The 14243-nt window shown below is 38.1% G+C and carries 12 protein-coding genes and 1 pseudogene; 2 read left to right on the top strand and 11 right to left on the bottom strand.

Going from position 1 to position 14243, the window contains the following annotated elements; translation table 11 throughout:
- Positions 1-4 precede the first annotated feature (4 nt).
- The 3 genes from EI546_RS09390 to EI546_RS09380 form a co-directional block, all read right to left on the bottom strand.
- Positions 5-2119 carry a thioredoxin domain-containing protein gene (locus EI546_RS09390; RefSeq protein WP_128250302.1) on the bottom strand — a complete coding sequence of 705 codons (2115 nt, stop codon included), beginning with the start codon at positions 2117-2119 and terminating at the stop codon, positions 5-7.
- A gap of 71 nt (positions 2120-2190) precedes the next feature.
- Positions 2191-2391, bottom strand: coding sequence for a dodecin family protein (locus tag EI546_RS09385; RefSeq protein WP_128250301.1), 201 nt, complete (start codon positions 2389-2391; stop codon positions 2191-2193).
- A gap of 117 nt (positions 2392-2508) precedes the next feature.
- Positions 2509-3414 carry a NifU family protein gene (locus EI546_RS09380; protein WP_128250300.1) on the bottom strand — a complete coding sequence of 302 codons (906 nt, stop codon included), beginning with the start codon at positions 3412-3414 and terminating at the stop codon, positions 2509-2511.
- A gap of 357 nt (positions 3415-3771) precedes the next feature.
- On the opposite strand from EI546_RS09380, the gene EI546_RS09375 reads away from it, so the two are divergent.
- Both EI546_RS09375 and EI546_RS09370 read left to right on the top strand, forming a co-directional pair.
- Positions 3772-4773, top strand: a complete 1002-nt coding sequence (locus EI546_RS09375; protein ID WP_128251582.1) for a PorP/SprF family type IX secretion system membrane protein — start codon at positions 3772-3774, stop codon at positions 4771-4773.
- 188 nt (positions 4774-4961) lie between these two features.
- Positions 4962-5471 (top strand): gamma carbonic anhydrase family protein, encoded by a 510-nt coding sequence (locus EI546_RS09370; protein WP_128250299.1) that lies wholly within the window; start codon positions 4962-4964, stop codon positions 5469-5471.
- A 125-nt stretch (positions 5472-5596) separates the two neighbouring features.
- Here the strand turns inward: EI546_RS09370 and murI are convergent.
- From murI to EI546_RS09330, 8 genes and pseudogenes are all read right to left on the bottom strand, one after another.
- A pseudogene (murI, locus tag EI546_RS09365) lies at positions 5597-6387 on the bottom strand (glutamate racemase).
- Positions 6388-6685: 298 nt separating this feature from the next.
- A complete protein-coding gene (locus tag EI546_RS09360; protein WP_128250298.1) occupies positions 6686-7195 on the bottom strand; it encodes an OmpH/Skp family outer membrane protein in 510 nt (169 codons plus the stop codon).
- Positions 7196-7306: 111 nt separating this feature from the next.
- Positions 7307-8236: an OmpH/Skp family outer membrane protein gene (locus tag EI546_RS09355; RefSeq protein WP_128250297.1), complete on the bottom strand. Its 930-nt coding sequence runs from the start codon at positions 8234-8236 to the stop codon at positions 7307-7309.
- 36 nt (positions 8237-8272) lie between these two features.
- Positions 8273-10885: an outer membrane protein assembly factor BamA gene (gene bamA, locus EI546_RS09350; RefSeq protein ID WP_128250296.1), complete on the bottom strand. Its 2613-nt coding sequence runs from the start codon at positions 10883-10885 to the stop codon at positions 8273-8275.
- Positions 10866-11609: an isoprenyl transferase gene (locus EI546_RS09345; protein ID WP_128250295.1), complete on the bottom strand. Its 744-nt coding sequence runs from the start codon at positions 11607-11609 to the stop codon at positions 10866-10868. The genes bamA and EI546_RS09345 overlap by 20 nt, the downstream gene beginning before the upstream one ends.
- A 6-nt stretch (positions 11610-11615) precedes the next feature.
- Complete coding sequence (porG, locus tag EI546_RS09340) at positions 11616-12308, bottom strand: type IX secretion system protein PorG (protein WP_128250294.1); 693 nt, start codon at positions 12306-12308, stop codon at positions 11616-11618.
- Positions 12309-12363: 55 nt separating this feature from the next.
- Positions 12364-13338 (bottom strand): NAD kinase, encoded by a 975-nt coding sequence (locus tag EI546_RS09335; protein WP_128250293.1) that lies wholly within the window; start codon positions 13336-13338, stop codon positions 12364-12366.
- A 114-nt stretch (positions 13339-13452) separates the two neighbouring features.
- Positions 13453-14109 (bottom strand): CBS domain-containing protein, encoded by a 657-nt coding sequence (locus tag EI546_RS09330; RefSeq protein WP_128250292.1) that lies wholly within the window; start codon positions 14107-14109, stop codon positions 13453-13455.
- Positions 14110-14243: the final 134 nt, after the last annotated feature.

Below are 14243 nucleotides of genomic sequence, written 5' to 3'. Positions count from 1 at the left end.
AAATCTATTCGGTTTTGTTTAGGATTTTAATTGCTTGTTCTACTTCTGGAACTGGTAGTTTGCAGGCATTGTTCTTGCACACATAAATTAGTGTTTCTTTAGGCACGTATCTGTTCTCAAATAACGGGCCATCATTTTCACTTGTGCTTCCCGCAATAATTATATTAGGAAGATAATTTTTATTGAGTGTCTTTATTTTTTCCTGAGCTTCTTTACCAACAATTACCACTTCGTAAAAATCGTTTTGATAATTTAATAGAAGAGAGAGCCAGTTTGTATATCCCCGGGGATATTCAGCTATTTCGTCTAAAAGGTTTTTAAGCATTTGATAAGAGATTTCCTCGAAATTCGTTCCTTCAAAGTACTTTGAAAGTATAAAGAGATTTTTTGCCATCACTGAATTGGAAGCAGGAACCACATTATCTCGATACTCAAAATTGCGGGAAATAATTGCAGCATCTTCTTTTGAGATGAAATAAAACATATGTTTTTCTTCATCAAAAAAGTTTGTGATCGCATAATCAGTCATTTTCTTTGAAAGTGTAAGCCAATTTTCATCGAGAGTTACCTGATATAGGTCTATAAATGCCTCGATAGTAAAAGCATAATCCTCTAAAAATCCGTTTATAGTACTTTTACCTTCTTTGTAATTGTGAAATAACCGGCCATTTTGCTGCAATTGTTTCGTAGAAATAAAGCCGGCATTTTTTAAGGCGGTCTTTAAATGGTCTTCGTCGCCAAACATTTTATAAGCATCCACATACCCTTTTAACATCATAGCGTTCCAAGAGGTTAAGGTTTTATCATCCAATCTTGGTTTCGACCGTTGATCGCGGTATTTTAGAAGGATGTTTTTCCAGTTTTTCTTTTTTTGTTGAAGCTGCTCTGAAGAGATAGCAAATTCCTTTTCAATTTCGGGATCTGTTTTTCTCCTTATTAAAACGTAATGGTTGTTTTCCCATTTTCCGTAACTGTTAATATTGTAATATTCTTTAAAAACATTGAAATCATCCTTTAATAATTTTTCTAATTCTTCCGAAGTGAAGACATAGAAAGCTCCTTCTTCTAATTTGTTGTTTTCATTTTGGCTGTCGGCATCCAAGGAAGAATAAAAACCACCTTCCGGATTTGTCAATTCTTGTTTTATGAAGTCCAATGTTTCGGTTACCACATCCTTATAAAGGGGGTTTTTTGTCACGGCATAGGCATTACTATACAGACTTACTAGTTGCGCATTATCATAGAGCATCTTTTCGAAATGGGGCACATGCCACTTTATATCGGTGCTATATCGCGAGAAGCCACCTCCCAATTGATCGTATAAACCTCCAAAAGCCATTTTATCCAAAGTAAGGGTCGTAAATTTTAGCAGATCCTGATCATTTTTTTCTACAGCATATCGCAGAAAAAACTCCAGATTGTTCGGCATCATAAACTTCGGTGCCCCTTTGCTGCCTCCAAATTCGGGATCAAAATTCTGAGACATTTTCTTGATAATTGCTTCCGTAGAATAATTGTTTAAATCAACATCTTCTGTATTCAAATGGATTAAATCGACATTTTCTAATCCTTCTTTCAAACGGTTGGCATAGGCCAAGAGTTTTTCAGGCTCATTCTTATAGATTTCCTGAATCTGCTCTAAGGCATTGATCCAGTCATTTTTTCTAAAGTAAGTTCCGCCCCAGACAGGTCGTCCATCTGGAAGAGCAATTACGTTGAGAGGCCAGCCGGCACTTCCCGTCATTAATTGCACCGCATTAATATAAATTTGATCCACGTCCGGCCTTTCTTCCCTATCCACTTTTATGGAGATATAGTTTTTATTCATAACTGCAGCGACCGTTGTGTCTTCAAAACTTTCGTGCTCCATAACATGGCACCAGTGACAAGCAGCGTAGCCAATGCTAATTATAATCAGTTTTTTCTCCTTTTTTGCAAGATCTAGGGCCTCTTTGCCATAAGGCTTCCAGTCCACTGGATTATGTGCGTGTTGTAAGAGATATGGGCTGCTTTCGTGAATTAAATCGTTGGTAAAGGGGTGTGCTTCCAAGGTGTCGTTTTTTGAAGAATTACAACCGAAAAGAGAAATCAGAATTAGTAGGGTAGGCGCTAATTGCATACGTGGGTTTGAAAAAATAAAAGTACGTCATTGAAAATCAAAGACGTACTTTTAAATTTTATTATCGCATTTTATTTTACTTCGAAAGTAACTTTAACCGTCACTCGAAAATGGGTAATCTGTTCTCCATCAACAACACAACTTTGGTCCTTTATATATATGGAGCGAATATTTTTTACTGTTTTGGATGCTTCTTTTACTGCCTGTCTAGCTGCATCTTCCCAACTTTCTTTAGAATTTGCTAAAATTTCAATTACTTTTAATACTGCCATAATTTCTATATTTTGGTTTTAATTAAATTAATGATTCCCAAATTACAATTATTAAAAGCTATTTCTCTGAAAATAAAGTTAAAACCATTTCAGAAAGAATTGAGGATTAAGAAAGATTTACCCATTTACTGCCTCAACAGTATTAATCTCGCCAGGCAACATTTGTTTAAGAATGGTTTCTATACCACTTTTAAGAGTAACGGTAGAGGATGGACATCCACTACAGGCTCCTTTTAAAATTACTTTAACAACCTTAGTGTCCTCATTAAACGAATCCAAAACAATTTGGCCACCATCGTTGGCAACCGCTGGTTCCACATATTCTTCCAGAATGGCGATTATCTTTTTCTCGATGCCGGTGCGTGTTTTTTGTGCGGTTTCCAATGCTGAAAAGGAATCTCCAGAGCCATTAATGTTCAGGTCTTCGTTTAAAACTGTTTTCCCGTCCTGAAGGAACTTTCGGATAAATTCGCGTATTTCCATTACAATGTCCGCCCAATCCACAACCTCATATTTCATCACCGAAACGTGATTGGTGTTGATAAAAACCTCTTTTACAAATGGAAAATTAAACAAAGCCCTGGCCAATGGAGACTGAATGGCTTCGTAACTGTCTTTGTACTCATAAGCGGCCTTAACCAAAGTCATATTTGCCACGAATTTCATTACCGCCGGGTTTGGGGTACTTTCTGCGTAAACCGTGGTGGGTATTTTTTTTGAGACCGTAAAATCTGTAATTGCTGGTCTTCCCGAGTTTAGGTATTCAGAAATTGAACTTGCCACTTCTTCTTGAACATCTTCCCAAGCTATTATATCATACTTTTCAATAGCAATGAAATTCTGTGATATGTAAACCGTTTTTACAAAGGGTAAATAAAAAAGTTCCTGTGCCAACGGACTTGATTTAGCATCGTCGATGTTTTTGAATTCGTGGCTAGAAGATCGCGTCAAGAAAGAATCTGCGGTAAACTTTAGGATGTCTGGATTAGAAGTTTTAGAAATTTCTATGTTAAATTGAGTCACTGCCCTGTTTTTTTTACAAAAATATAAAAAGAAAAACAATGTATTCAATATATTTGGCACTCAAACGTTCAATTTGGGCAAAGACATTACGTTTATAGCGGATTTGAATGATGAACGGGCGGGGATTGGCCCGCTTTAAATTTTATTGATGTCGTCGCGGAGTAACCAACGGCAAAAATATATATATTTGAACACTTTTGAAATTTCTGTGTGGCAACTTATTCTTTGGGAATGTAATAATAGCGGATTAAGAATCTGAACATTCCATTGTCAAAGGTTATATATGCGGCGCACGATTAAATACAGCGAGAGACGGTTAGGAAAGGACCGTGTTACCATAAAATGATAAAAGAAATTATGAACATAAAGCAAATTTCCCTAATTGTACTTTTTTTATCTTCTTTATATGGATTTTCCCAAGATGGAATTCCAGTATATTCCGATTATTTCGCTGATAACCTATATTTATTACACCCTTCGATGGCTGGTGCTGCCAGTCATAACCAAATAAGATTGACTGCTAGGCAACAGTGGTTTGACCAAAAAGACGCTCCAAATCTCCAAACTCTCAGTTTTAATGCTCGTCTGGGTGAGCGTTCCGGAATAGGTGCCATTGCCTTTAACGATAAGAATGGATATCATTCTCAAACTGGAGGGTATCTTACCTACGCCCACCATATTATGTTTTCAAGAAGTGAAGCCGATCTGAACCAATTATCTTTTGGTTTGAGCGTGGGGCTTACCCAATCTAAACTGGATGAGACCAGTTTTGATCTTTCCGACTTCGATCCTGTAATTGCTGGTATTATGCAGAGTACCTCCTACTTTAATGTCGATGCCGGTGTATCCTATAACTTCCTGGACTTTTCGAGCCACTTTACCGTAAAGAATATCATTTTCCAAAATAGATCACTTTATTCACAGGAATATGAATCGAACAACCAACGTAGATATTTATTTTCCGCAGCTTACGCCATAGGAAGATATGGAGCACCTTGGAGTTATGAGCCGTCCGTACTTTTTCAATGGGCCGAACGTACTAACGAAAGTGCCGTGGATATAAACTTTAAGGCCTACCGAGAAATGGATTTTGGAAAGTTATGGGGTGGAGTATCTTATCGACGCAGTTTGGATGGAGCTGAATATAAAAGTGGATCCCAGATTAAAAATCAAAAGCTTCAATATATCTCCCCGGTTCTTGGTATCAATTTTAATAATTTTCTTTTTGCATATACCTATTCCTATCAAACGGGTAGTGTAAGGTTTGAGAGTGGTGGATTTCATCAAATCACTCTTGGATACAACTTCTTGGGCGGTAGAGCAGAACCATATGATTGCCACTGTCCAGCGGTTAATTAATTGGATTTAATTTTGTATCCGGTACTTCTGTGGAAGTAAATTTTCTTTGAACCTTTTCGCGTTCCTTGTTTTGGGACTTATTTTTCTCTTTCTATTTATTAATTATTTTAGCTGCAAGTTTCGCGTCTTCTATTGTTTAAAGGAGATTCTCGAACTAAAAATTTACCGACAAAAACTATTTATTCCAAATGATAATCAAATCTGTTAACGGAAAATCTCCACAGATACCTGAGGATTGCTATATAGCCGAAAATGCCACTATTGTTGGCGATGTGGTTATGGGAAAGCAGTGCAGTGTATGGTTTAATGCCGTTATTAGAGGAGATGTCAATTTCATTAAAATAGGAGATAAGGTAAACATCCAGGATGGAGCGGTTATTCATGCTACTTACCAAACTTCGCCCACTACTATAGGGAACAATGTTTCTATTGGGCACAATGCCATTGTCCATGGTTGTACCATTGAGGATAATGTATTGATAGGAATGGGAAGTATCGTGATGGATGATTGTGTTATAGAGAGCAACACGATTATTGCTGCGGGCGCTGTGGTTTCTAAAAATACCAGAGTCGAGAGCGGAAGCATTTACGCAGGCATTCCGGCCAAAAAGCTTAAGGATTTAAGTCCGGAACTAACTAAGGGCGAAATTGAACGAATTGCGAATAATTATGTGATGTATGCGGGATGGTTTAAATGAGGTTTATTTGATGGTTTAAGGATACCATTAAAAATCAATTATCTCAAAACCCAAAACCATCAGATATTTTAAAACTTAAGAAGGAATTTGACTGTTTTCCAAGATACTCAAAGTACTTCTGTATCTCAAAAATCCATTTTATCAATCGAAATCTTTTCGGCGTAATTTCTCAATAGGAATTCAAGGGTTGTTGTTTCTGCATTCGTAAAAAACTGTAGCCTTGGTTTGGTGTTTTCTTCTCTAAGCAAGTTTAGACTCTGGAGAACAGTTTTGGTCTGTTTCGCTACTGCTTCCCCGAATCGATTATTTCCACGTGTGGGGGTAGGATTTCTTTTAAGGTTGGAATAATGTAGGGATAATGGCTACAGCCTAAAACCACGCAATCCACGTTTGCTTCAATCATAGGCTTGGTGTGTTTTTTTAAAAGCTGAACCATTTCAGGACTATCCAAATTGCCCGCTTCAATAAGTGGCACAAGACCTTCTCCTATTATTTCCACCACGCTTATATCTTTGGTGAATTCTTTATTTGTCTGACTGAAAAGTGTGCTGCTAAGGGTTCCCTTGGTAGCAAGAATCCCAATACACTTTGATTTGGTGCGCAGGGCTGCGGGTTTGATGGCAGGTTCTATTCCTATTATAGGCATATCAAATTCCTCCCTAATAGTTTTAATCGCGTTGGTAGTAGCAGTATTGCACGCGACGACAATGATTTTACACCGAAATTCACGGAGTTTTTCAACGTTTTTGAGGCTGAGGCGGGTAATTTCCTCAGAGGATTTATTTCCGTAAGGAGCATTAATGCTGTCTGCCAAATAGATTGTGTTTTCCAAAGGCAAAAGATTATGGATTTCCTTCCAAATAGAAGAACCACCCACTCCTGAATCGAAAATCCCTATCGGACTATTTTTGTTCACCTGATAAATGTACCAAATAAGTAGAAATTAATTTAAAGAATGAAACCCTTTCTCGATAAAATAGGAAAGAGCTAGAGTGAATTATGAGGATTTTCGTGGGCTTAATCTGAAGTATAGGGTTGCAGGCTGCGGTTGTATTTATTAAATGTAATGTAGATAAAGCATTTTGTTGATCTCCATCCATTAAAAAATCCGCTCCATCTGAATTATCCGTGTTTCAAGAAATGAAAGGATGATAATAATGATGGAGCGGATTACCACTAAATTTATTAGTGATGCTTTTTAAAATAGTGGGTAATTAGATACCTAAATCCTTCTTAACGTCAGCCATAAGGTCTTTACCGTCGGCTAGGATAATACCACTACCCATGGTAGAATCCAATACATATTGATAACCCTGGGCACGCCCTACTTTCTGAATTGCTGATTGCGCTTTTTCCAGAATTGGTTTGAAAATATCCGATTTTTTCTTTTCCAAATCCTGAAGAGCTTGTTGTCTGTATGCTTGGATATTGTCTTGCATTCCATTTATTTCAGACACTCTTTTAGCGTTTTCTTCATCTGTTTTTGATTCTGCCTCACTATCGTATAATTTAGCTTTGGCTTCCAATTCTTTTACCATGGCCTTGATTTCAGTGTCATATGTTTTCTGAACTTTTTCAATTGAAGTTTGGGCTGCTTTAAAATCGGGCATAGATTCAATCAACTCCTGTGCATTGATATGTGCAATTTTTGATTGGGCGTTCACAAAACTTGTGGCTCCCGCGAAAATGGCCAATGCAACCAGTATTGTTTTCATTTTTTTCATTGTTTGTGTATTTAATTTAAGTGTTATTTAATTTTAATTTAGGTATGGATTATTCTCTTGTTATAAGATGGTTCAATCAAATTTCAATTTAAACGTATTCATATAGAAATATTAGTTCTTTTGGCGAGCGTTCAATATTGAATCCCTTCGGCGTTCTCGATCGTCAATCATTTTTTGTCGCCGCTCCTCAAATTCTTGTTTTTTGGCTGCTCTAATCGAATCTCTTTCCTGCTGGCGTTTAGCCATCATTTCCTCACGCTCGGTCTTTCTATCCTCAATGGCTTTTTCGCGTTCTTGCTGTTTTTCTTCTAGAGCTTTATCAAGTTCTGAACGTTTCTCTTCCATCGCTTGCTCGCGTTCTTCTTTCTTTTCTGCCATAGCCTGTTCGCGCTCTTCTCTTTTCGCCTGCATTTCCTTTTCGCGCTCGGTCATTGCTTCCTGCTTCTCTGGAGAAAGACGTTCCTGCATTTCAATTTCGCGCTTTTCTTTTTTAGATTGAGCCTGGACTCTACGTCCTGCACGTTCTATGCTTCGAAGTACTTCATCACTAATGTCATTTCTTTTTGCGGCGAAAAGCATTACCACGTCTGCCGATTTATCGAATATGAAATCGTATTTTTTGTTTTCAGCTATTTCCTGAACAATGTTAAAAACTTGATCTTGGATTGGCTGCACCAACTGTCTTCTCTGGATCATTAGATCGCCATTTGGTCCAAATCGAGCTTGTTGGTATGTGAGAATTTCATCCTCTTTTACTTTAATATCTTCTTCACGTTCCTCAATCAATTCAGGTGTAAGAAGAACTCTTTCGTTGGCAAGGTTGAGTTTCATTTGGTCCACCTCCTTCTGGCTCTTCTCCAGATCCTGCTTCCAACGCTGTACCTTTCCCTCAAGTTGTGTTGTTGCCTCTCTATACTCTGGCACACTCTCGAGGATATACTCCATATCTATATAACCTATCCGCACGCCTCGTTGTGCAGTTGCCATATAGCCGAAGCATAATATGGCAAAGGTGAAAAGGATTAATTTTTTGGTCTTCATATTATTGGTTGTTGTTTAGAAAAAATCGTGCCAAGTTTAAAATTGTTGTCCAATTATAAAATGAGTTTCCCATCCATGAGGTTCAGTCTGTCCTAGAACCGGATCAAATCCATAACCGAAATCTATTCCCAAAAGTCCGAATGCTGGCATAAATATACGTAAACCAAATCCGGCGGAGCGGCTGAGTTCAAACGGATTGTATTCTTTAAATCCATTATAGGCGGCACCTCCCTCAGCAAAACCTAAAACATAAATGGAAGCCATTTGTGCCAAAGTTACTGGATATCTTACTTCTAACGAAAATTTATTGTAAATCGTATTTCCATCAGAGCTGCTCAAAGACTGGTTAGGATAACCTCTTAATTGGATTACCTCACGGCCATCTAAACTATAGGCTCCAAGCCCATCACCACCTAGATAGAATCTTTCAAAAGGTGGCGCACCTCTATCTCCATTGTACGATCCCAAAAATCCGAATTCAGTATTGGTTCGTAAAACGAGTTTCCCCATTAATCGGGTGTACCACGTTCCTTTGAATTTTACCTTATAATATTCAAGCCATTTAAACCTTTCCTGATCAATTTCAGATCTACGGATTCTTGCATCTTCCACTTGGCTACTGTTTGAATTAGGATCCTTAAGAATATCCTCCTGTAAAGCACGTTCGTCGTTTAAGGCTTTGTAATCGATATTGTTAAAGGCAGAGTATGGAGGCGTAAGCTTGGCTGATATACTGAAATCAGATCCAGCCATTGGATAAATAGGGTTCACAGTTGTGTTGTTTCTACTGATACCTATTGTATATGCCAAGTTGTTGGAGAAACCGTCTCCGAATGTAAACAATCCGGTGTTATAGTTATTCAAATTGTAATGTTGGAAACTGATAGCGTTTGACCATACAAAATAATCATCCGGCCACTTAACTTTTTTGGCCAATCCAATAGATCCACCTGTAATGGTAAAACTCTTGTCCTTATCTGCACGTCGCGTATTGTAATCGTATAGATATTGAACCGTATGCGAGAATGAGGTAGAAAACTGAACGGGTTTCTTTCCACCTAACCACGGCTCTACTAATGATAAGCTGTAGGTTTGATAATAGGAACTGGCCTGTGCCCTAAGCGACAGTTTTTGTCCATCACCCATTGGCAAGGGTCGATACGACTTTAGATTAAAAATATTACGAAGTGAGAAGTTGTTGAACGATAATCCAAGTGTTCCCACAAGTCCACCGCCGCCGTAACCTCCCTGAAGTTCTATTTGACTGGAACCTTTTTCCACCACGGAGTATTCTAAATCCACAAGCCCTCTGTTTTCATCAACCTTTTTAAAATTTGGGCTAAGTTGTTCTGGATCGAAGAATTGTAATTGACCCAACTCACGTAGCGTACGGATAACGTCGCGCTTACTATATTTTTGTCCTGGTCTGGTTCTAAGTTCTCTATAGATTACGTGGTCGTTGGTACGATCGTTTCCAACCACAGTCACGTGGTCAAAATAGAAAAGATTACGTTCCATAATCCTAATTTCGAAATCTATGGTATCATTTCGAACGGCCACCTCTACTGGATTTATCCGTACAGCAAGATATCCGTTGTTTTGATAAAGATTTGTTATATCCTCGGCATCTGGGGCTGAATCGTCCATAATGCGTTCCTGAAGCAAAACTCCATTGTAAACATCACCTTTTTTAACTCCCAAAACCTGTCGCAATTGACCGTCGGTAAACACGCTGTTTCCTATAAACTTGATATCTCCAAAATAGTATTTATCACCTTCTTCCAATTTTAGGTTTAGTGCAACCTGTTTCTTATTCAGAACCATCAAAGTGTCGTCCAAAATTCGGGCATCACGATATCCGTTAGCCTTGTATTTTTTAAGGATGGATACCTTATCCTCCTCAAATCCTTCGGCAGTAAATTTTGAACGTTTCCAAAATCTAAAGAAGTTGCTTTGTTTAGTTTTCTTCATTGCTCCGCGCAACTTGGCATCTGAAAAATGCTCATTACCTTCAAAATCGATATCTTTTACCTTTACTCGCTTTCCTCTATCTACGGTAATGGCAAGATCCTCCGCAATCTTGGTGCCAGTGGAATCCACGATAGGTCGCACATCTATATCGACATCGGTATTCAGAAATCCTTCTTTCTGATATTTTTTTGTGATATAATTCTTGGTAGTGTTAAGAAGGTTGTGGGTTATTTTCACCCCAGGTTTAAGCTCATTGTCCTTGATAATCTCCTTCTTTTTGCCCTTTTTAATTCCTTTTCCTTCTATAGTAACTTCGTGAAGTTTTGGAAGTTCTACGATATAGAGCTCTAAATCTACATCGTCTCCATCCACTCCAGTTACATAAAAGGCGATATCGCTAAAGAGATTCTGATCCCAAAGTTTTTTGGTTACTTGGCTTAGTTTTTCACCAGGTATGGATATTCTATCTCCCTTCTTCAAACCTGTAAAAGCGATTACGGTTTGCTCGTTAAAACCTTGGGCTCCTGTAACGGTAATAGACCTAATGGTGTATTTACGCCCACTATCCAGTTCTTTTTGTTGCGCAGGTATTGTCCAAACGGAAAGAATTGTAAATAAAAAAATACAATATGATTTTTTGAATATGTGCAATAGGGAACTATTGATTAAGTTGTTCACTGGTTTTTCCAAATCTTCTTTCTCTATTTTGATAGTTTAATATTGCCGCAAAAAGATGTTCTTTCGTATAATCCGGCCAAAGTGTTTCAGTAAAATATAGCTCGGCATACGCTATTTGCCATAATAGGAAGTTGCTAATACGCTGTTCGCCACTGGTTCGAATCAACAAATCCACGTCGGGTAAATTTTGCGTGTAAAGATGATTATTAATAACCGTTTCGTCAATATCGTCGCGCGAAATTAGGTTATTTTTAACTTTAAGACTAATCTCTTTAATGGTTTTTATTATTTCTTGTCTGGAGCCGTAACTCAGTGCAAGTGTGAGGGTCATCCTCTTATTGTCCTTTGTCAAATCCATGACCTTTTGGAGTTCGGCGCGGGCTTTGGGTGGCAGTGCACCTAAGTCTCCAATAGCATTGAGTTTTATGCTATTATCCTGAAGGGTCTTGATTTCTTTTTTAAGAGAGGATACCAGAAGTTTCATCAAAAGTTCCACTTCCATTTTAGGACGGTTCCAGTTCTCGTTTGAAAAGGCATAAAGGGTTAAAAATGGAACTCCAATTTCGGCACAACCCTCCACGATTTCTCGCACAGCCTTACTGCCGGTTTCATGACCCTTAAAACGGAACATTCCTTTTTGCTTTGCCCATCGGCCATTGCCATCCATAATAATTGCAAGATGGTTGGGCAATTTGGTGGTATCGATCTGGTCTTGAGTGCTCATAGAATTTTAAAAAACGCAGTAACAGGGTCTTCTTCCGAAGGCAAAGGTAACGGTTATCCCTGTGAACACATACCAATCATTATTGTTGATGTTACCGAATTTTAAGGTTTTGTCGTCAGCCTTTCCCTTTTTTGGGTTGCTGCCATCCAAGTTATCCGTGAATGTATAGCGAGCTCCAATTTCAAATCCCATCATTACATTTGTACTTACCCTTGCCTTGTAGCCTACTACCATGGGAATGGCAAAACTAATGGCATTGTCGTATTTTTCAATTTGATTGTTTTCGTTCTTATAGAGCGCAGAATAACCAAAAGTGGTAAGACCAGTATATAGATAAGGAGTGGAAATTGATTCTAAGCTATGTACATCAAATTCCCAAAAGGTGTATTCCAGTCCAATTGAAAGTTCTTTAACGGTATTGCTAAAAGAATATCCGCGTTGTTCACGTCGGCTATTGTCGCTATCCGCATCGTCTCCTTTAATGTTTGCTACTAGAAGCGATGCTCGGAAGGCGTGACGAGCACTGCGGTTCCATTTAAATATTCCTCCTACTGCCAAGGTACTGGGATGGATGTAATTGGTTTTTCCAATATCCCCAATATAGTTGGCAGCTCCAGCCATACCACCAATCTCGTAGGTCTGGGCCTCCGCCAAAAATGCCGTAGTTAAAAATAGTAGGACGGTACCGAAATACTTCATATTCTCCAAAAGTTTGCAAATATAACAATAAACTTGTCTTGACGATAAACCAAGACTATTTGTCTCTGTTCATTAACAATCTTTGAAAGATTTTATTGTTTGTGGGTTGGAAAGTAAAAGGAAATCCAAGGAGTTCAAAAATTTTATTAATTGCGCTTGTCCTCCCCCATAACAGCTTTTTCCGAATGGTTTTAATGAAGCTGTCCTCATTTAGCTGAAGCAACCTTATAGAAAAATGGGCTTTTTTTATGTGAATCCAGGTTTCATTTTGTATCGTAGCGATCCTTGAATCCAATGAAAGTAGAAAAGTATCTTCCCTACCAGAGATTTTTAAGGATATGACCGCGGAATCTGGCACGACCAACGGTCGGGCCGTGAGATTATGGGCAGCAATGGGAGTGAGTACAAGACCTCTGGTATTTGGCTCGATTACAGGACCGCCGCAACTTAGAGAATATCCTGTAGAACCCGTAGGCGTGGCAACGATTAAACCATCAGACCAATAGGAGGTAAGATATCTATTATCCACTAGGGTTTCTACCTTAATCATAGAGGTTGTATTGCGTCTATTTACGGCAACTTCATTAAGAGCAAAATTAAGCGGGATCATTTGTCCATCATCCGAATCGGTTTCAACGGTTAAAACCGTTCGTTCGGAAATTGAATATTCTCCATTAAGAATCTGGTTTAAGCTCTGGGCCATTTCTTCCTTTTGAATGGTAGCCAAAAAGCCAAGTCTTCCGGTATTTATTCCCACAATAGGGATGCCTAAATCCTGAACAAAAGTTACCGCTTTAAGAAGGGTACCATCCCCTCCAATACTAAAGAAGACGTCGAAACTGGAATCGAGCGTGGTGAAAGTTGAAAGCTCAGAAAAGTTTTTGGTAATCTCTTGGTTATGGTTGATTATCCCTAAAAACTCCTTTTCAATAAAAACCTCAAACTCTTTTTTCTGAAGTATATCCAAGAGCATTTGGATGTATATTTCTGAGTTTTCGTGGTAGAATTGACCGTAAATTCCTATTTTCATGCTCTTGAAGAATGTGCTTGCGCAAACAAGCCTTTTATAAAAATGGATTTTTAATATCTAAAATTCCAGCATCAGCTTTTGATTTTTTTTAGACCCTTATGAGGCAAAGACAGACTAAATATTTAAATATTTATCTAAATATTTGGATCGCTCCTTAAGATCTTCCAGAAATTTATCTTCTTGATGATGACTGATAACGGTATAATTGTACCTTCTAAAAGTTTGGACAATGCTGTTCATTCCTGTTTGGCCCACTTTTAATGTTATCTGAACGGTTTCATCATTAATTTCAGAAATAAAGAGACCGAATATTCGGGCTCCATTAGATTCAACAATTTGACACACCTCGCTGAACGAATATTCCTGAATCCCTTTTTCAATTACGATTATTCCGCCATTCTCATTTAAGAAAGGAGTGTTGTTGAAAAGACTCATTATATCGCTCAGTTCGTAATATCCTAGATATTGGTTATCATCTCCCAATACGGGCATAATATTGCTTTTATGAACTGCAAATGCTTCCAAAACATCGAGCCAATTGGTATCTTCGAGAACGTGAAAGGGCTCAAGGGCATATTCAAAATCTCCAAGCGTCTTGGAAGTCTCAAAACAATAGACATCATTTTCTGAAACGCAACCCACATAATGTCCGTTTTTTTCTACCGGAATGTGAGTATAGGTAAGCTGATTAAAAACACTTTGTGCTTCCCGTATTTTGACAGAAACATCAATTGGTTCTACATCGTTGATTATATAGCTTTCAGTGTCCATGCCTGCAATTTTGATGCAAAGTACTTAAAATAAAAATTCCTGACCTGATGTGGGTTTCCCTTTTTGTTCTTTTTGGCTCTTCCTTGGGAAAAAATTCTAGAATTATCGCTTTAGTTTAACGAATTTTGTAATAT

Source organism: Aequorivita sp. H23M31 (assembly GCF_004022485.1).
Lineage (GTDB): Bacteria > Bacteroidota > Bacteroidia > Flavobacteriales > Flavobacteriaceae > Aequorivita > Aequorivita ciconiae.
This window is presented reverse-complemented; position numbering and strand designations above follow the sequence as displayed.

Coding starts and splice junctions, on each gene's coding strand:
- EI546_RS09390 (WP_128250302.1), bottom strand. CDS start 2,119: ATGCAATTAGCGCCTACCCTACTAATTCTGATTTCTCTTTTCGGTTGT.
- EI546_RS09385 (WP_128250301.1), bottom strand. CDS start 2,391: ATGGCAGTATTAAAAGTAATTGAAATTTTAGCAAATTCTAAAGAAAGT.
- EI546_RS09375 (WP_128251582.1), top strand. CDS start 3,772: ATGAACATAAAGCAAATTTCCCTAATTGTACTTTTTTTATCTTCTTTA.
- EI546_RS09370 (WP_128250299.1), top strand. CDS start 4,962: ATGATAATCAAATCTGTTAACGGAAAATCTCCACAGATACCTGAGGAT.
- EI546_RS09360 (WP_128250298.1), bottom strand. CDS start 7,195: ATGAAAAAAATGAAAACAATACTGGTTGCATTGGCCATTTTCGCGGGA.
- EI546_RS09355 (WP_128250297.1), bottom strand. CDS start 8,236: ATGAAGACCAAAAAATTAATCCTTTTCACCTTTGCCATATTATGCTTC.
- EI546_RS09345 (WP_128250295.1), bottom strand. CDS start 11,609: ATGAGCACTCAAGACCAGATCGATACCACCAAATTGCCCAACCATCTT.
- porG (WP_128250294.1), bottom strand. CDS start 12,308: ATGAAGTATTTCGGTACCGTCCTACTATTTTTAACTACGGCATTTTTG.
- EI546_RS09335 (WP_128250293.1), bottom strand. CDS start 13,338: ATGAAAATAGGAATTTACGGTCAATTCTACCACGAAAACTCAGAAATA.
- EI546_RS09330 (WP_128250292.1), bottom strand. CDS start 14,109: ATGGACACTGAAAGCTATATAATCAACGATGTAGAACCAATTGATGTT.